This is a genomic window from Catenovulum adriaticum (genome assembly GCF_026725475.1).
GTDB lineage: Bacteria > Pseudomonadota > Gammaproteobacteria > Enterobacterales > Alteromonadaceae > Catenovulum > Catenovulum adriaticum.
This window is the reverse complement of the sequence record NZ_CP109965.1, coordinates 1,648,423-1,665,033: the sequence shown is the minus strand read 5'-3', so window position 1 is coordinate 1,665,033 and position 16,611 is coordinate 1,648,423. Positions and strand designations below refer to the sequence as shown.

Here is a 16,611-nt window from a genome sequence, read left to right as displayed (position 1 = left end):
GGTAAGATTAAAGAACCTCAATGTAAATATGACTCAGGAATATAATAATGGCAATTGAACGCACTCTATCTATTATCAAACCAAATGCAGTTAGCGCACGTAAAATTGGTGCAATTATACAACGTTTTGAAGCGGCTGGTTTTTCGATAGTCGCTTGTAAAATGGTAAAATTAACTGAAGAGCAAGCCCAAGGGTTTTATGCTGAGCATAAAGAACGTGATTTTTTCCCAAGGTTAATGCAATTTTTATTAACAGCGCCTGTGGTTGCTTTGGTACTTGAAAAAGAAAATGCAATTGAATCTTACCGTGAAATTATGGGCGCAACGGATCCAGAATCTGCGGCGACAGGTACAATTCGAGCTGATTATGGTCAAAATGTAACAATTAATGCGGTACATGGTTCAGATAGTCCTGAAAGCGCAGCGCGTGAAATTGCTTACTTTTTTGCAGAAAGCGAAGTAAACAGCTACGAATAGGCCCAGTATTTATCGATTGTGCAAATTTACCGCCAATGCGGTGTTTATTTTATCATCGAATTGATTGGCAAACTGCGCTATTGATTGCATTGTGCTGTGAATTCCGTAAAATTACTGGCTGTTTGTTTATGTTAGGTGTTAGCAATGTCGTCCAATGAAACCAAAATTAATTTACTTGATTTAGATCGCGCCGGAATGCGTGATTATTTTGCTTCTATCGGTGAAAAAAGCTTTAGGGCAGATCAAGCCATGAAATGGATTTATCACTATGGCATGGATGACTTTTCGCAGATGAACAACTTTAGCAAGGCTTTGAGAGCTAAGTTAGAGCAAGAATGTACTATAGAAGGCCCGGAGATTTCAGTTCGCCAAGCCTCTAAAGATGGTACTATTAAATATGCGATGAAACTCAAAGGCGGCCAAGAAGTAGAATCGGTTTGGATTCCAGAAGGCGAACGTGCCACTTTATGTGTGTCTAGCCAAGTTGGTTGTGCACTGGAATGTACGTTTTGCTCAACCGCTCAACAAGGTTTTAATCGAAATTTATCAGTAGCAGAAATTATTGGGCAGGTGTGGCGAGTTGCTAAAGATATTGGTCCGGTCAAAGTGACGAATAAGCGACCTATCACCAACGTGGTCATGATGGGGATGGGTGAACCTTTACTTAATCTAAATAATTTGGTTCCAGCCTTAGATTTAATGATGGATGATTTAGCTTTTGGCTTATCTAAACGCCGGGTAACTGTGAGTACTTCAGGTGTTGTACCAGCATTAGATAAATTAAAAGAAAAAATTGATGTTGCACTAGCAATATCTCTGCATGCGCCAAATGATGAGTTGCGAAACGAGATTGTCCCTATTAATAAAAAATATAATATTGAAGCATTTCTTGCCGCCTCTCGTCGTTATATTGATGGTTCGAAAGCGAATGAAAAAGTGACTGTGGAATATATTATGTTGGATCATGTCAACGATAGCACAGATCAAGCGCATCAATTGGCTAAAGTGCTTAAGGGTACGCCAGCTAAAATTAATTTAATTCCATTTAACCCGTTCCCTGGCAATGAATATGGTCGTTCTAGTAATTCAAGAATTGACAGATTTGCAAAAGTTTTATCCGAATATGGTTTAACGACGGTTGTACGTAAAACACGGGGTGATGATATTGATGCAGCCTGTGGTCAGCTAGTTGGCGAAGTGGTCGATAGAACGAAGCGAATGCTGAAAAAACAGCAAAAAGGCCAAAATATTGATATTCGAACGGCCTAATATGATTCGCTTTTATCACAAGCCGCTTATTTGTTTAGCGGCTTGTTTGTTATTAGCTAACACAGGTTGCGTTCAACATAAAACCTATGTTGGCAGCGATAAGCCTGTGGTTGATAAACAAGTTAACCAAATTGAAGCTGCGCAAACTCGAATTTCGTTAGGGTTAGCTTATTTACAAAAAGGCAATGCAGCTCAAGCAAAATATAATTTAGAAAAAGCATTAGAATTTGCACCTGATTTAGCGCAAGCGAATTATTCGCTTGCTTATTATTATCAAACGGTCAATAACTTGGATAAGGCACAATATTATTATGAAAAAGTAATAGCCTTAGACGAGCAAAATGGCGATGCGTTAAATAATTATGGTGCTTTTTTGTGTGATCAAGGCAATATTGAAAAAGCGAAAAAACTTTTTTTACAAGCCGTTGAACTTGATAGTTATATTAGGGTCGCACAAACGTATGAAAATTTGGGACTGTGTTTATTAAACACAGATAAACCAGAATATCGTGAGCAGGCAAAGTCATATTTTATAACTGCTTTGGGTTATGATCGTAAAATGACCAAATCGATAGCCAGTTTAACTCAAATTGAAATTGATCGACAAAATTGGGATAAAGCGTGGCAGTATTTCAAAATGCTAGAACAGCTTAATAAGCAGAGCCCTGTGTATTTATGGCTTGCTTATCAGCTTTATCAACAAAAAGGAATGGCGTCACAAGCAAAACAATATCAAACTAAATTGATGACAAAATTTCCCAATAGCCCACAAGCCAAATTTTATAAAGAATCTGTATTAAAATGATGAGTGAATTAGAGCAACAAGAGCAAGCAAAAGAGACTGGCATTGAAACTCAAACGCCAGGTCAGTTACTACGTCAGGCACGAATTCAAAGTCAATTATCTGAGCAAGATGTAGCCGATAGCTTAAATTTAAAATTGATTGTTGTTCAAACAATAGAACAAGATCACTTTGATCAAATGCCCGCCGCCACTTTTACAAAAGGCTATTTGCGATCATATGCAAAGTTGTTAGGTGTTGATGATCAACAGGTTATTAGTTTATATGAAAAGCAGGGCGTTAAACCGGCCGATCCTAAGTTGGATATGAAGAGTTTTTCAAAACGACCCAAGCTAGATAATGGAGATCATAAATTTTCATTTGCGCCTTTTTTATTGTTACTTATTATTTTAGCCGCAGCTGGCTTCTTTTGGCTTAAAGGTGACAGCCTGTTGTCAGTTGAGCAAAATGCTGAAGCACAAAGTCGTTTGTCGCCTGTTACTAATGGGTTGCCTAACAACGCTTTGCAAGCAGGTAATAACATCCAAACGAATAAATCAGTTGTAACGCCAGCAGAAAGTGCAAGTACAAAAGAATCAAATTTGGTTCGAGTTGAGAATAGCAATCAAATTGAAGATATGAGCGTCGCTAAACCTGAAGCAACTAATCCAACTACTGAAGCTGTTTCATCGATTGATGCACAAAATGCAAATTCAGGTCAAAGCAACGAGCAGACGACTGCTAGAACCGCTTCACAAAGCTTAGACATTAAAAGCGCAGAAACAGCTATTTCAAAAGCCGATGTTAATCAGTCTAATTCAAACAACATTCAAACCAATGATGTGGCCCAAGGCGAAACGCTAGATTCTGCCTTAGCGAATCAAATCAGTATGGAATTTACAGAAGACTGCTGGATTAATGTTGTCGATTCAACGGGCGAGCGAATAGCATATGGTGTTAAAAAAGCAGGACGCAATATGCAAGTAACCGGTGTTGCGCCATTTAAAGTTACGCTGGGTGCGCCTGAAAATGTTGCTGTTCGCTTTGAAAGTCAAAATGTCGATATGAGTCAATTCAAAAAAGGCATGGTCGCTCGTTTTTCATTACCGCTAGAGAATGGATAATTATGTTTAAAGAAACGCCAATTCAACGTAAACAAACCAAAAAAATCTGGGTCGGCTCTGTACCTGTTGGTGGTGATGCGCCAATTGCCGTGCAAACCATGACGAACACATTAACCACAGATGTTGCAGCAACAGTTGCTCAAATTAAACGTGTAGAGCAGGCTGGTGCTGATATTGTCAGAGTTTCAGTGCCGACCATGGAAGCGGCAGAAGCGTTTAAATTAATTAAACAGCAAACTAATATCCCTTTGGTTGCTGACATTCATTTTGATTATCGAATTGCCTTAAAAGTTGCCGAGTATGGCGTTGACTGTTTACGTATTAACCCTGGTAATATCGGTAGAGAAGATCGAATTAGAGCGGTAGTCGATTGCGCTAAAGACAAAAATATTCCTATTCGAATAGGGGTTAATGGCGGCTCACTTGAAAAAGAAATTCAAGAAAAATATAAAGAGCCCAACGCTCAAGCATTATTAGAATCCGCAATGCGTCATGTCGATATTTTAGATAAATTGAATTTTGATCAATTTAAAGTCAGTGTTAAAGCATCAGACGTATTTTTAGCGGTAGATGCATATCGGTTGTTATCACAACAAATTAATAATCCTTTGCATTTAGGTATTACGGAAGCCGGCGGTGCTCGAACGGGTGCCGTAAAATCTGCAATCGGGTTGGGTATTTTATTAAATGAAGGTATCGGTGATACGATTCGAATTTCGCTAGCAGCCGATCCAGTAGAAGAAATTAAAGTTGGGTTCGATATTTTAAAATCGCTTAGAATACGTAGCCGAGGCATTAATTTTATTGCTTGTCCAAGTTGTTCAAGACAAGAATTTGATGTGATAAAAACCGTAAATGCATTAGAACAGCGACTTGAAGATATTACGACCTCGATGGACGTATCTATCATTGGCTGTGTTGTAAATGGGCCGGGTGAAGCTTTAGCGTCTGATATTGGGCTTGCAGGCGCGGCTCAAAAAAGTGGTTTTTATGTTGATGGTGAACGGCAAAAAGAGCGAATTGATAATAATAATATTGTTGATCGCTTAGAAAAACATATCCGTGCTAAAGCATCCATGAGCGAAGAAAAAAACAAAATTGCGATTCAGCAACTAGATGAATAAATTGGCTTTTAGCCTACAAGCGAATAGAGCAGCGATAGTTTTACCTTTTATAGTAAAAACTTTATAATTCGGCCTTTATTTTAAATTATTAAATCCCGCTAAAGTTTTAAACTTGAGTGAAGTTAAGCGAGAAGAAAAGCGTGTCAAAAAATATTCAGGCGATTCGAGGCATGAACGACTGTTTGCCAAGTCAAACTCCAATCTGGCAAAAAGTAGAATCAGCACTTAGAAACGTAGTCAATAGTTATGGCTATAGTGAAATCAGAATGCCAATCGTAGAAGCTACCGAGCTATTTAAACGTTCAATTGGTGAAGTGACTGATATTGTCGAAAAAGAAATGTACACTTTTGACGATCGAAATGGTGATAGTTTAACCTTAAGACCTGAAGGCACAGCAAGTTGTGTTAGAGCGGGTAACGAACACGGTTTACTTTATAATCAAATCCAACGCTTGTGGTATATGGGACCTATGTTTCGTCACGAGCGACCTCAAAAAGGACGTTACCGTCAATTTCATCAATTCGGAGTTGAAACCTTTGGGATGAATGGTCCTGACATTGATGCGGAATTGATTGTGTTAACGGCGCGGATGTGGAAAGTATTAGGTATTGAAAACCAAGTTCGATTAGAAATCAATTCATTAGGTTCAAACGAAGAGCGTGCAAATTATCGAGAAGCCTTGATTGAATTTCTAAAACAGCACGAAACGGTTTTAGATGATGATTGCCGTCGCAGAATGTTAACTAATCCATTGCGTGTATTAGATACAAAAAATGCAGATGTTCAATTAATTTTAAAAGATGCGCCACGGTTAAATGATTACTTTGGTGACGAGTCAAAACAACATTTTTCAAATTTATGTGAACGTTTAGATGCATTTGGCATCCAATACCAAATTAACGAACGTTTAGTGCGTGGTTTAGATTATTACAACTATACGGTATTTGAATGGATTACCGATAGTTTAGGTGCGCAAGGCACAGTGTGTGCAGGCGGCCGTTATGATGGATTAGTAGCCCAGCTTGGTGGTAAAGCAACACCGGCAGTAGGGTTTGCAATGGGGCTAGAACGTTTAGTTTTAATGTTAGAGACTCTGTCTTTAACCCAAGATGTGCGCCGTACCGTTGATGTGTATGTGGTTATGCTTGGAGAGCAGGCTGAAATTAAAGCCCCTGCATTAATTGAACAGTTAAGAGATGAGTTACCCGATGTGCGAATTCAAGTGAATTGTGGTGGTGGCAATTTTAAAAAACAATTTAAAAAAGCAGATAAAAGTGGTGCTGAGATAGCGTTGGTGTTTGCAGAAGATGAAATTGCAAACCAAACGGTCAGTGTAAAACACCTACGTAAACAACAAGAACAAACAACCGTTAATTTGAGTGATGCCGCTCAAACTATAACAGCAGCACTGTAAGGGGACAGTCATGGAAATTTATTCTACAGAAGAACAACAAGTTGAAGCTATTAAATCATTTTGGAGTAAATACGGTAACGCGATTATCGGTGGGGTAGTGGTTGGTTTAGCCAGTATCTACGGTTGGAATTGGTACCAATCAAACCAAAAAGCAGAGCAAGAAGCTCAGTCTTTAGCTTATCAAGATGCTACTGAAAACTTGTCAGTCGCTAACAGCGAACAAGTACAAACTTTTATTGAAAGTGAAGCTGATTCTGGCTATGCAAGTTTAGCGGCTCTACAACTTGCAAAATCATTCGTTGAAGCTGGTGAATTAACACAAGCTTCAACTCAACTGAAATGGGTTGCCGATAATAGTAATGATCCAGCACTGATTGATTTAGCGACTTACCGTTTAGCACGAGTGTTAATTGCTTCAGGTGATAGCGAACAAGCATTAGCGCTTGTTCAGCAGCCTGAAACCACAGCTTTCACTGCCCAATTTTCTGAGTTAAAAGGTGATATCCTGTTAGAAAAAGGTGATGAATCAGGTGCACGTAGTGCATATCAAACTGCAGCAGATAACGATGGCTTAGCAGGAAACCCAGGTTTAAAAATGAAACTTGATAACTTAGCGCAAGATAACGGGACGGTTTCGTTATAATGAAGTTGAATTACGCGAGTAAAAAACTAGCCATTAGTTTGGCGTTGTCAGCTGCTTTAGCAGGATGTGCGTCAAATGATGAAGATCCTGATTTGTTACCGGCAGATCGGCCTGAAATTCAAAATCAATTCTCGACTAAAGTTGAGTGGCGTGCGTCGGTGGGTGAAGGCGTAGAGGACTATTACTCGCGTTTAACACCTGCAACAGGCTACGAAAAAATATTTGCAGCGGATCGTTCTGGTTTAATCGCTGCTTATGAGCAAGACACAGGTAAGCTAGTTTGGAAAACAGATACTAGAGCCGAAGAAGATAGCTATTTACGTTATATTGGCATCAATTTATCGCCAGATGTTCGTATTTCTGGGATGGTAACATCTTATGAAAAACTATTTGTCGGTTGTGAAAATGGTCAAATATTGGCGCTGGACGTTAATTCAGGCGAAATTTTATGGCAAGCTGATGTGTTAGGTGAGGTTTTATCTCCGCCTATTGCAGAAGAAGGTAAAGTGATTGTAAACCTAGGATCGGGTAATACCGTGGCACTAGACGCTGATGATGGTTCTACCTTATGGGATTCATTATCCGATGTACCTTCATTAACCATTCGCGGTGCGTCATCACCAACGTATGCGCAAGGTGGCGTATTTGTCGGTGGTGCGAACGGCAAAGTACTTACTTATGCGGCAGCGACAGGTCAGTTAGCTTGGGATGTTCCTATCGCCAAACCGCAAGGTGCAACTGAACTAGCACGTATTGTAGATGTTGACGCAACCCCAGTTATTTCTGGCTATAATTTGTTTGCGTTGTCAGCGGGCGGGTCATTAAGCGCTGTTGATATGCGTAGTGCCCGAATTGTATGGAAGCGTGATTACGCCGGTTATCAAAATATCAGTTTAGATGGTTCACAGTTATTATTAAGTGATGAACGGAGTGTTTTATACGCAGTAGATACCCGTACCGGTGTTGAAAATTGGTCTAATCTTATTTTACGTAATCGTCAGGTAACGGCAGGTGTTGTTTATCAGGATTATTATGTAGTAGGGGACTTTGAAGGTTACCTTTACTTTTTTAACAAAGAAGACGGTAAGCTCAGCTACATGAGACAGCTAAATAGTAATGAACTGCTGGCTCAGCCGATTGTTGAAGATGGCAAACTTTATGTTCAAACTCGAGATGGCAACTTATTTGCCCTGAGCATAGTTGAATAATCACAACAGATGAGTGCAAGTTGGCCATTTACGGTCATTGGCGAAGTTGATTCGCCTTTTAAAGAAAAATTTTCAGTACCTCGTCAGCCTAATTTGGCTGACGAGGTTAGAGGGCGAGTAGTTTTTTTCTCACCTTTTAATCAAGCTGCTTTGTTTTCAGGCCTTGAACAATATAGCCATATTTGGTTGCAGTTTGTATTTGACCAAACGGCGAAACAAGGCTGGAAACCAAGTGTGCGTCCGCCACGTTTAGGCGGGAATAAAAAACTAGGTGTCTTTGCAACCCGTTCACCATTTCGTCCTAATCCCGTGGGACTATCCTGCGTTAAATTAGAATCGGTTGAAATTGATAATAAGCAACAAGCTTCATTGATTATATCGGGTTTAGATTTAGTGGATAAAACTCCGATCCTTGATGTTAAACCTTATGTGCCTTATGCCGATTGTTTAAGAGATGCCAGCAGTGAGCTTTCAGCTGAGCCTCCTAAGCATTTATCTGGGGTTACTTTTTCACCCGTTTTAACTGATTTGTTGGCTGATATACATCACATAGAACCGAGTTTTCAAAAGGTGGTTGAGCAGGTGTTGTTGCAAGATCCTAGACCAGCTTATCACCAGCAATCCCAATCCGATCGAATTTATGGCGTGCGTTTATTTAAATGGAATGTGCGTTGGACGGTCAGCAATAATACATGCTATGTGAGCGATATACATTTATCTTAATCATTTGCTTGCCGGTAAAATGCCCGACTAAATAGTAAACCTGCTAAAGCGGCTAGAAAAAGCATTAACCTACCATTTGAACTTTGTTTTTGTAATATGTCATTTTGTGCGGTTTGAAATGCTTGGCTATGAAAGCTAATTCTCAAATAACCTAAAGGCTGGTTATTGTCATCGCGTATTTCAGTTACCGTTGGAATTATGCCTACTGAGCCATATGCATTTAGGCCACTAGCATCAGCAACGGATAAACTATTATTGGAACGGGCAATTGCAATGCCTTGGTTATCGTATAAAGCAGCATCAATCACACGCTCAGATAAAACAATCTGATTAAGTACTTGAGTTGCTTGCTCAAATCCATCCAATTCGGTAAAACGTTGGCTTAATAATTCACTGAATGCTTTAGCTGTTTTATAGTTATCATTTTTATACGACACTTCAAAATAGCGGTTTTGATCTAACCACAGCCCAACAATAACGAACACAATTAAGCTGCCTAAGCAGGCTTGAACTATTTTTCGGACGATCCAGCGTTTGTCGTTTCGGTACAGGCTTTTTATTAAATTCATTAAGTGACGTTTAGTTCCAAAGTATAACTGCCAGAATATTAAAGGATAGTAGCGGATAACGCAAAATCCATTTATGAAAGATAAACCAGACGGACAGCAGATTGCTGGTGTAAAAGTTTATTTTTTTAAGTACAATATCGAAAAAATTATCAGCAAGAGAATTACGTGAACCCATTCGTACAGTTAAATGCACAAGCGATACAAGCTGATCAGCCTATTGCTCAATTATTTTCTCAACCTATTTCAGCACTTGGTAATCAAACCATAGAACTAGAGCCGTTAAACCCACTAAATTATCGTTTAACGCAAGCGAGTTTGGTTCATTCTCCTGAATTAGTTATTTATGCTAAAGCGATCACTTTGGCACAATGTCAGCATATAATTCAATTATGCCAGGCAAACCAAGTTGAATTTATTTCCGCTCGATTGATTAATGCGATAGATGGTGGCGACGACTGTGCAATCAGTTGGCAATTAGCTAAACCATTAGAAACTTCATTATTAGCGCAAATTAAAGTATGGGCAGAACAGCAAAAGATTGAAGTTTGGCAATTATTACAGCGCCCAAACTTATCAGAACCCGGTTTACTATTAATGGATATGGATTCAACAACGATAAAAATTGAATGTATTGATGAGATAGCCAAATTAGCGGGTGTAGGAAAACAAGTAGCCGAAGTAACTGAATTAGCGATGCAAGGCAAACTTGACTTTGCTGAAAGCTTACGCGCTCGTGTTGCCACTTTAAAAGATTGTGATGAAGCAGTGTTACAATCTGTAGCCAACAACTTACCTTTAATGCATGGCTTAGAGCGACTCATTTCAGCACTTAAAAAACATGATTGGAAAGTGGCAATTGCATCAGGTGGTTTTACTTTTTTTGCGGATCAATTGAAAACACAATTAGGTTTAGATGCTGCAGTTGCTAATAGCTTATCGATAGAGTCAGGAAAATTAACCGGCAAAGTAGAAGGGGAGATTGTTGACGCTCAAGTCAAAGCTCGAACTTTGACAGAACTGGCTAATGAATTTGATATTGCTCAGAGCCAGACGGTTGCCATGGGTGATGGTGCTAATGATTTAGTGATGATGGATGCTGCTGATTTAGGGGTTGCCTTTGAAGCTAAACCAATCGTTCAGCAAAAAGCTGATGTAGCTATTAATCACCATGGTTTAGATGCACTACTTTTTATGTTAAAGGCTTAACTATTTATAAATAAGCTATCTATACTATCTAAATAGTATAGTGCTAAATATACCCAAGACAGGCATATAAATTCGTATAAACTTGTCTTGGGTAAACATTTAATTGGTAATAATTATACGCTAGCCAGATTATTTTAAGCGTTATTCTTGATGTGCAAGTTGGTGTTTAAGCTGAATTTGCTGTTCTGACTTTTGCTTTGAAAAGTTAAACCTAAGCATCACTTCTTGAGTGATGTCAATGATATCGCCAACGCCCTCTACTGACCAAAGCTCCTCTTCTAATAGTTTGGCTTTGTGAATTGCATACTGGCTAATATACAATAGTTCATTAGCAATAAAATCTGTATCAGGTCTTCCGGTTCGCGACAAATAAATTCTTAACGCGAAAAAGGCAGTGCTATTTTGGCATGATTGCTTAATAAAGTTATATTTAGCATCATTATCACGGAAGCTTGCGTAGGATATGGTTGTAAATCGCCTATCAATTTCTGTTTCATATAATTTAACTCGAACAAAAATATCGCGGTATTTAGGTTTATCATTTCGTTGTAGACGCCTTAGCATATCCACTATTAAACTATTAAATAAATTGTGCTGCAAGATTGGATGAAGGTTTAGCATATCTGTGTTTGCTTGGTATGAAAGTAAACTCACAACCGGGTTAGGAAGTTGTGAAAAACCAACGGTTTTTAGTTCATGTTTAACGCCATGTTTATGAACAAAATAGCCAGTATTTACAATACGCTGAATACAAATATTTCTTAATGCTTCAGCAAGGTCAGGTATTAATGAACTTTCATCATTTGCTACTAATTTTTCGCGATTGTGACTAATTAACGATTCAAAAAAGCGTTTAGCTTTATGTTTTTTATATTTATCTTGATGAATTTTTAAGTTTATTAGGGTTTTATTTTTATTAATATCAACGACTTCGTATTCTAAGTTTTTTAATTGTTGTTGCTTGCCTTTTAATTCAAGTGTCGGGAAATTAACTTGCACTTTGTTCGAAATTTCAACGGCTAACGCAGATGCTAGCTCTACTTGTAAGCCTTCGGTTGAAAAATTCTGTGTCATTCCGTCTATTTGTTTTTTTGCAAAGCTAATACTGACTTGTGTTTTGTAATTAAAGCGAGTTTCTTTTCGTAAATTAACATAACGAATCGGAATTTCTTTTATAGGTTCAAAACGTTCGGTCTTATCATGTTTAAACTGGTTTAGCTGATTAACATCTTCTAAATTATAATGATTTTGCTGATACCAGTATTTACTTTCTTCGTTATTTAAATCAGTTAAAAATGCGATATATTTTAAATCTTGTATTTGTTTATGCAGTTTGACTGATGTGGTTTTTGGCTGGTTGTCATTGGGTAAGGTTTGAGCGAGTTGAGAAAGCTGAGGTTTTATATCAACTAACTGTATTTTATAACTCATCCAATTATTTTTATGAGACGCAAAACCAAAAAATAATGATTTGAGCTCAGAAGATTGTTCAAGCTCTGTTTCTGTCGCTGAATAAAAGTGGATTTTACCTTTGTAAATATGGGTGAACGCATAAATTAATGACTCTTTTACTCGTCCAGGTTTGTCTGATAGGTTTTTAAGCCTAGTATGACTAAGCAATTGAGTTAAGCAGTTTTGATTGTTTTCATCATACCATTGTCGGCAAAGATCAATATTATTGTCGGTGAGTAAAGCAAATTTTGCACTGAGCTTTCCCTGTTCGCTAGCATTAATATAAATAGGAAGCGAACAAATACGGGGCAAATAATATTGCTCATAACCTTTGTTTATAATGGCTTCTATGGTGTTATCTAAGTTAAGTTTGTAGCGCCTTTTATTGCCGTTAATAAATTTATGTAAAAAATTATCAAAGCTTTTGGTGCTTTGTTGATCGCGGAGACGCTCGCAGCTTAAGTAATAAAAATCATTTTTTTCTTCAATTTGAGTTACTTGGTATTGGATTTTATCTTTTAAACCCAGCGCGAATTCTCGTTCAAGCCCAGTCAATTCCAAATAAAAAATTTGTCCGTGTTCAAACTGAACCGGTTTTAATACTTTTATTCGACAGCCACTGACGGATAAATCGGTTGTTACCGCTTGAATCGACTTTTTTAAGTCAACTTCAATTTCAACTGGCATTGAATAATTCATTCGTTCTTCTTTTCGTGGCCCTCGATCGCCAAATAAAACGGTATTCGTTAACGGGTGATTATCTTCATTTGGTTGTGGTAAAGCGTTAGCTGGGCTGGCATCTTGCAGTCTTTGCTGCTGTTCTTGCTTATGCATAACCCTGTGGTTGTTTTCCGCATTGTGAACTTGTTCGTAGACACCGACACTGTAATGGCCATAGGTTTGAATGCCTTGCTCAAATAGTTCTATCGCTGTGCTATCCATAAAATGAGTAATACCATTATGCTGATATTCTCGGCAATAGCCATTAACATGTCCACGCAAATCAATCCGTCGAGTGCAGGGAGCACTTAACCGAGTTAATTCCATTTTGACTAAAAAACGCTGGGGTCGTGTTAAATCGGGCGTTAGCTCGGTAAAAATTGAGTTAAAGTCATGATTTTTGAGAAGTGGCTTTAACGAGTTTATCAACTCTGCATGCTCAGCTAAAGCTGGATCTAAATTATCCATATTTATCCATTCATTATCTAATCAGTCTATTGGGTCACTAACCATCTGTGTTAAGCTTAAAAGCTCATTAATAGGTATATATATCAATATCTTTCTAAGTTTAATGTAAACTGAGAAATTATGTAAATAAATCCGGGTTTTTTATGGCAAAAGCAAAAACAGCATGGGTATGCAACGAGTGCGGTGCTGATTATTCTCGATGGCAGGGCCAGTGCAAAGAATGTAAAGCATGGAACAGTGTAACGGAAATTCGTTTGGCCAAAGGTCAGTCCGGTTCGGCACGTTTGCAAGGGTATGCAGGGCAGGTTGAAAGTAAAATTGAAACCTTAGAGTCGATTGAATTAACTGACTTGCCTAGATTTACCAGCGGCTTAAAAGAATTTGACCGTGTGTTGGGGGGCGGAATTGTTCCTGGTTCAGCCGTGCTTATTGGTGGCTCTCCTGGTGCTGGTAAAAGCACAGTGTTATTGCAAACCATGTGTTTTTTAGCACAAAATATGACAGTGTTATATATTACCGGTGAAGAGTCATTACAACAGGTTGCAATGCGAGCTGATCGTTTAGGGCTACCAAAAGATCAATTAAAATTATTGTCTGAAACAAACGTTGAAACCATTTGCCAGCTAGCTAATACCATCTCACCTAGCGTTATTGTAATTGATTCAATTCAGGTTATGCATATGCCAGATGTGCAATCTGCGCCCGGCAGTGTTTCTCAAGTTAGGGAATCCGCTGCATTTTTAACACGCTACGCTAAACAAAATAATGTTGCTATTTTTATGGTTGGGCATGTCACTAAGGACGGGAGCTTAGCAGGCCCTAAAGTATTAGAACATTGTATTGATTGTTCTATTTTATTAGATGGCTCATCAGATAGTCGTTACCGTACTTTACGGAGTCACAAAAACCGTTTTGGCGCTGTTAATGAGCTGGGCGTTTTTGCAATGACTGAAAAAGGCATGAAAGAAGTATCAAACCCCTCTGCCATTTTTTTATCTCGAGCCGAGGTACCATCTTCCGGTAGTTTAGTGATGGTTGTTTGGGAAGGAACTCGCCCTTTAATGGTTGAGCTTCAAGCTCTGGCAGACGATTCAGCATTAGGCAATCCAAGGCGCGTTGCGGTTGGTTTAGAGCAAAACCGACTCGCTTTATTACTGGCCGTTTTACACCGTCATGCGGGTTTACAATTAGGCGATCAAGATGTTTTTGTGAACGTGGTTGGGGGGGTTAAAGTATCAGAAACCGCAGCCGATTTAGCTCTACTATTAGCGTTAGTGTCCAGTTTTAAAAATTTAATATTGGCACAAGATTTAGTGGTGTTTGGTGAAGTAGGTTTATCAGGTGAAATAAGACCTGTTCCAAACGGGGTTGAGCGTTTAAAAGAAGCCGCTAAACATGGGTTTAAGCGTGCTATTATTCCAAAACAAAATGTGCCTAAAGGTGGCATCGACGGTGTCGAAATTATCGGTGTTAGCCAGTTAGTTGAAGCTGTAGAAGTTATTTAACTCATTTAACCAAATATGAATTAAATGAGTTAAAAATTAAAAGGTTATGCTTAGCATAACCTTTTTAACACACCACTGATTTTATTGATTATATATTTAAAAATAAGTTAATCATCAGCCTCTAAAATAACATCGACATGATTATCACGTTCGTCTAAATGAAAGCTTATATGAATGCTATTACAGCATGCAGGACAATCTTCGTAATAATCTTGATCACCATTTGAATCATCTAAAGTGATATGAATATGGTGGCCACAATGTGGGCATTCAGTTGATTTATCGATTAAATGCATTCTAAACTCCTTAACTTTAACCAGCAGTAAATTTCATTTGAATTAACAATATTAAGTGTTCACTTAGGGAAGGTATTTGCATCTTGCTTAAAAAGCGCAACGACGCAATGGATAGACTTAGTACATCCAATACCTCACGAACATAACAAACTAGGTTTCGCTTTCGTTATTTAATCAACCTTTAACTAAATATAGCCTAGCTCTTGTTAATTAGAGAGGATCATTGCTGATTATATCCAGTTTAAAACGGATATATATGTAGAGTGTGATTTACATTTAATTTTGACAAGTTAATTGGGTTAATACTTGTTTAGCTTGCGCAACATATGGGCCTGAAAATAGGTTCGCATGATTTAATATATGATAAAAATTATAAATTAGCTGTCTTTTATGATAACCGGGTTCTTGCGGAGTAATGCTATGGTATCCGCTATAAAAAGCTTTAGGGTAGCTTCCGAACAATTCTGTCATGGCTAAATCGGCTTCATAATCACCATAATAACAAGCCGGATCAAAAATATATGCTTGTTTGGTATCAAAACCAATATTCCCGCGCCATAAATCGCCATGCAGCAAACTGGCTTGGACTTTTCTTGGCCTGAGTAAATTGTGAATTAAAGCGACAATGTCGTCAATATCACCAATTTTAATGTTTTTCTCAGCTAATAATTCAAGTTGATAGCCAATGCGCTGCTCTGCAAAAAAGTTGGCCCAATTGTTATTCCAGCGGTTATATTGTGGCGTGTGGCCAATAAAGTTATTGTCATCATAGCCAAACATAGGCTGCAAACTGACTTGATGCATGTTAGCAAGTTCAATACCCGCCTGGTGCCAGCTATCATCAGCGGGGGACGCGTTAAAGGGTATATAATCTAAAATTAGGTAAGCATGAGCTTTCGAATCACCAGCTTCAATGACTTTTGGTACATGGATTGTTTGTGTGTGGGTAATGCTATTGAGTGAGGCGGCTTCACAGTTAAAATTTTCAATAAAAGCAGCCTCATTCACTTTAACAAAATATTTTCGTGAACCTTGGCTAATATAATATGCTTGGCTAATGTCGCCGCCACTTAGCATTTGTTTTTGTTCAATTCGAAAAGCTTGTTGGCTGTGTTCGCTAATTGCTAATTCAATTTGATGCCACATGGGTAAAGTCCTTTGTGTTTGCTAATTTGAGCTTAGCAAGCAATAGGCTAATTTTCTATGGCTGCGCTGCTTTTTTAATATGTTCATAGATATGCATTAGCCCATTATTACGAGATTGACTTAATTGTTGACTTAAACCTAACTCGCTAAAGTAGCCGGTTATATCAAAATTCAGTATTTGACTAGCGGTTTTGTGATTTAAAGCGGCCAATAATAGCACGATAAGGCCACTGACAATCCGAGAGTCACTGCAGGCATCAAAATAATAAACTTGGTTTAATTGGCCGGTTGATAACCAAACTTGACTTTCACAACCTTGAACTAAATTTTTTTCTGATTTTTCTGTCGCAGAAGTTTTATTTAGTTGGCTACCTAGTTTCATTAAGTAGCGGTATTTTTCTTGCCAAGGCCCAAGCTTTTTGATTTGTTCAATTAATTGCTCAGGCGGAATTTCAACGGTGTTATTCATTGTGTCGCTTGTCTGTT

General features: G+C 38.3%; 16 protein-coding genes. 11 read left to right on the top strand and 5 right to left on the bottom strand.

Features of this window, described 5'->3' with window-relative positions:
• Nucleotides 1–47: 47 nt before the first annotated feature.
• The 9 genes from ndk (at nucleotide 48) to tsaA (ending at nucleotide 8,763) form a co-directional block, all read left to right on the top strand.
• Nucleotides 48–476: a nucleoside-diphosphate kinase gene (ndk, locus tag OLW01_RS07400; protein ID WP_268073140.1), complete on the top strand. Its 429-nt coding sequence runs from the start codon at nucleotides 48–50 to the stop codon at nucleotides 474–476.
• 144 nt (nucleotides 477–620) lie between these two features.
• Complete coding sequence (rlmN, locus tag OLW01_RS07395) at nucleotides 621–1,745, top strand: dual-specificity RNA methyltransferase RlmN (protein ID WP_268073138.1); 1,125 nt, start codon at nucleotides 621–623, stop codon at nucleotides 1,743–1,745.
• Between the two features lies 1 nt (nucleotide 1,746).
• The gene (gene pilW, locus OLW01_RS07390) at nucleotides 1,747–2,550 is read left to right on the top strand and encodes a type IV pilus biogenesis/stability protein PilW (RefSeq protein ID WP_268073136.1); all 804 of its coding nucleotides are present in this window, start codon (nucleotides 1,747–1,749) and stop codon (nucleotides 2,548–2,550) included.
• Entirely contained in the window at nucleotides 2,547–3,650 is a 1,104-nt protein-coding gene (locus OLW01_RS07385) for a RodZ domain-containing protein (RefSeq protein ID WP_268073134.1), read from the top strand. The genes pilW and OLW01_RS07385 overlap by 4 nt, the downstream gene beginning before the upstream one ends.
• A 2-nt stretch (nucleotides 3,651–3,652) precedes the next feature.
• Nucleotides 3,653–4,774, top strand: coding sequence for a flavodoxin-dependent (E)-4-hydroxy-3-methylbut-2-enyl-diphosphate synthase (gene ispG / locus OLW01_RS07380; RefSeq protein WP_268073132.1), 1,122 nt, complete (start codon nucleotides 3,653–3,655; stop codon nucleotides 4,772–4,774).
• A 140-nt stretch (nucleotides 4,775–4,914) separates the two neighbouring features.
• Nucleotides 4,915–6,189, top strand: coding sequence for a histidine--tRNA ligase (gene hisS, locus OLW01_RS07375; protein WP_268073130.1), 1,275 nt, complete (start codon nucleotides 4,915–4,917; stop codon nucleotides 6,187–6,189).
• Nucleotides 6,190–6,199: 10 nt separating this feature from the next.
• Nucleotides 6,200–6,832 (top strand): YfgM family protein, encoded by a 633-nt coding sequence (locus tag OLW01_RS07370; RefSeq protein ID WP_268073128.1) that lies wholly within the window; start codon nucleotides 6,200–6,202, stop codon nucleotides 6,830–6,832.
• Nucleotides 6,832–8,040, top strand: coding sequence for an outer membrane protein assembly factor BamB (bamB, locus tag OLW01_RS07365; protein ID WP_268073126.1), 1,209 nt, complete (start codon nucleotides 6,832–6,834; stop codon nucleotides 8,038–8,040). The genes OLW01_RS07370 and bamB overlap by 1 nt, the downstream gene beginning before the upstream one ends.
• Nucleotides 8,041–8,049: 9 nt before the next feature.
• A complete protein-coding gene (gene tsaA / locus OLW01_RS07360) occupies nucleotides 8,050–8,763 on the top strand; it encodes a tRNA (N6-threonylcarbamoyladenosine(37)-N6)-methyltransferase TrmO (protein ID WP_268073125.1) in 714 nt (237 codons plus the stop codon).
• On the opposite strand, the gene OLW01_RS07355 is transcribed toward tsaA, so the two are convergent.
• Nucleotides 8,760–9,332, bottom strand: coding sequence for an AhpA/YtjB family protein (locus OLW01_RS07355; protein ID WP_268073124.1), 573 nt, complete (start codon nucleotides 9,330–9,332; stop codon nucleotides 8,760–8,762). The genes tsaA and OLW01_RS07355 overlap by 4 nt on opposite strands.
• A gap of 165 nt (nucleotides 9,333–9,497) precedes the next feature.
• Between OLW01_RS07355 and serB the strand changes: the two genes are divergently transcribed.
• Nucleotides 9,498–10,538, top strand: a complete 1,041-nt coding sequence (gene serB, locus OLW01_RS07350) for a phosphoserine phosphatase SerB (RefSeq protein ID WP_268073123.1) — start codon at nucleotides 9,498–9,500, stop codon at nucleotides 10,536–10,538.
• Between the two features lie 141 nt (nucleotides 10,539–10,679).
• Here the strand turns inward: serB and OLW01_RS07345 are convergent, their stop codons facing one another.
• Nucleotides 10,680–13,178: a PilZ domain-containing protein gene (locus OLW01_RS07345; RefSeq protein WP_268073122.1), complete on the bottom strand. Its 2,499-nt coding sequence runs from the start codon at nucleotides 13,176–13,178 to the stop codon at nucleotides 10,680–10,682.
• A gap of 143 nt (nucleotides 13,179–13,321) precedes the next feature.
• Between OLW01_RS07345 and radA the strand changes: the two genes are divergently transcribed.
• Nucleotides 13,322–14,683 carry a DNA repair protein RadA gene (radA, locus tag OLW01_RS07340; RefSeq protein ID WP_268073121.1) on the top strand — a complete coding sequence of 454 codons (1,362 nt, stop codon included), beginning with the start codon at nucleotides 13,322–13,324 and terminating at the stop codon, nucleotides 14,681–14,683.
• Nucleotides 14,684–14,790: 107 nt separating this feature from the next.
• Here the strand turns inward: radA and OLW01_RS07335 are convergent, their stop codons facing one another.
• The 3 genes from OLW01_RS07335 to OLW01_RS07325 form a co-directional block, all read right to left on the bottom strand.
• A complete protein-coding gene (locus tag OLW01_RS07335; RefSeq protein ID WP_268073120.1) occupies nucleotides 14,791–14,979 on the bottom strand; it encodes a CPXCG motif-containing cysteine-rich protein in 189 nt (62 codons plus the stop codon).
• Between the two features lie 276 nt (nucleotides 14,980–15,255).
• The gene (locus OLW01_RS07330) at nucleotides 15,256–16,125 is read right to left on the bottom strand and encodes a fructosamine kinase family protein (protein WP_268073119.1); all 870 of its coding nucleotides are present in this window, start codon (nucleotides 16,123–16,125) and stop codon (nucleotides 15,256–15,258) included.
• Between the two features lie 55 nt (nucleotides 16,126–16,180).
• Entirely contained in the window at nucleotides 16,181–16,594 is a 414-nt protein-coding gene (locus OLW01_RS07325; protein ID WP_268073118.1) for a SufE family protein, read from the bottom strand.
• Nucleotides 16,595–16,611: the final 17 nt, after the last annotated feature.

Coding starts and splice junctions, on each gene's coding strand:
- OLW01_RS07345 (WP_268073122.1), bottom strand. CDS start 13,178: ATGGATAATTTAGATCCAGCTTTAGCTGAGCATGCAGAGTTGATAAAC.
- OLW01_RS07355 (WP_268073124.1), bottom strand. CDS start 9,332: ATGAATTTAATAAAAAGCCTGTACCGAAACGACAAACGCTGGATCGTC.
- OLW01_RS07335 (WP_268073120.1), bottom strand. CDS start 14,979: ATGCATTTAATCGATAAATCAACTGAATGCCCACATTGTGGCCACCAT.
- tsaA (WP_268073125.1), top strand. CDS start 8,050: ATGAGTGCAAGTTGGCCATTTACGGTCATTGGCGAAGTTGATTCGCCT.
- pilW (WP_268073136.1), top strand. CDS start 1,747: ATGATTCGCTTTTATCACAAGCCGCTTATTTGTTTAGCGGCTTGTTTG.
- radA (WP_268073121.1), top strand. CDS start 13,322: ATGGCAAAAGCAAAAACAGCATGGGTATGCAACGAGTGCGGTGCTGAT.
- rlmN (WP_268073138.1), top strand. CDS start 621: ATGTCGTCCAATGAAACCAAAATTAATTTACTTGATTTAGATCGCGCC.
- ispG (WP_268073132.1), top strand. CDS start 3,653: ATGTTTAAAGAAACGCCAATTCAACGTAAACAAACCAAAAAAATCTGG.
- OLW01_RS07325 (WP_268073118.1), bottom strand. CDS start 16,594: ATGAATAACACCGTTGAAATTCCGCCTGAGCAATTAATTGAACAAATC.
- ndk (WP_268073140.1), top strand. CDS start 48: ATGGCAATTGAACGCACTCTATCTATTATCAAACCAAATGCAGTTAGC.
- OLW01_RS07385 (WP_268073134.1), top strand. CDS start 2,547: ATGATGAGTGAATTAGAGCAACAAGAGCAAGCAAAAGAGACTGGCATT.
- bamB (WP_268073126.1), top strand. CDS start 6,832: ATGAAGTTGAATTACGCGAGTAAAAAACTAGCCATTAGTTTGGCGTTG.
- OLW01_RS07330 (WP_268073119.1), bottom strand. CDS start 16,125: ATGTGGCATCAAATTGAATTAGCAATTAGCGAACACAGCCAACAAGCT.
- OLW01_RS07370 (WP_268073128.1), top strand. CDS start 6,200: ATGGAAATTTATTCTACAGAAGAACAACAAGTTGAAGCTATTAAATCA.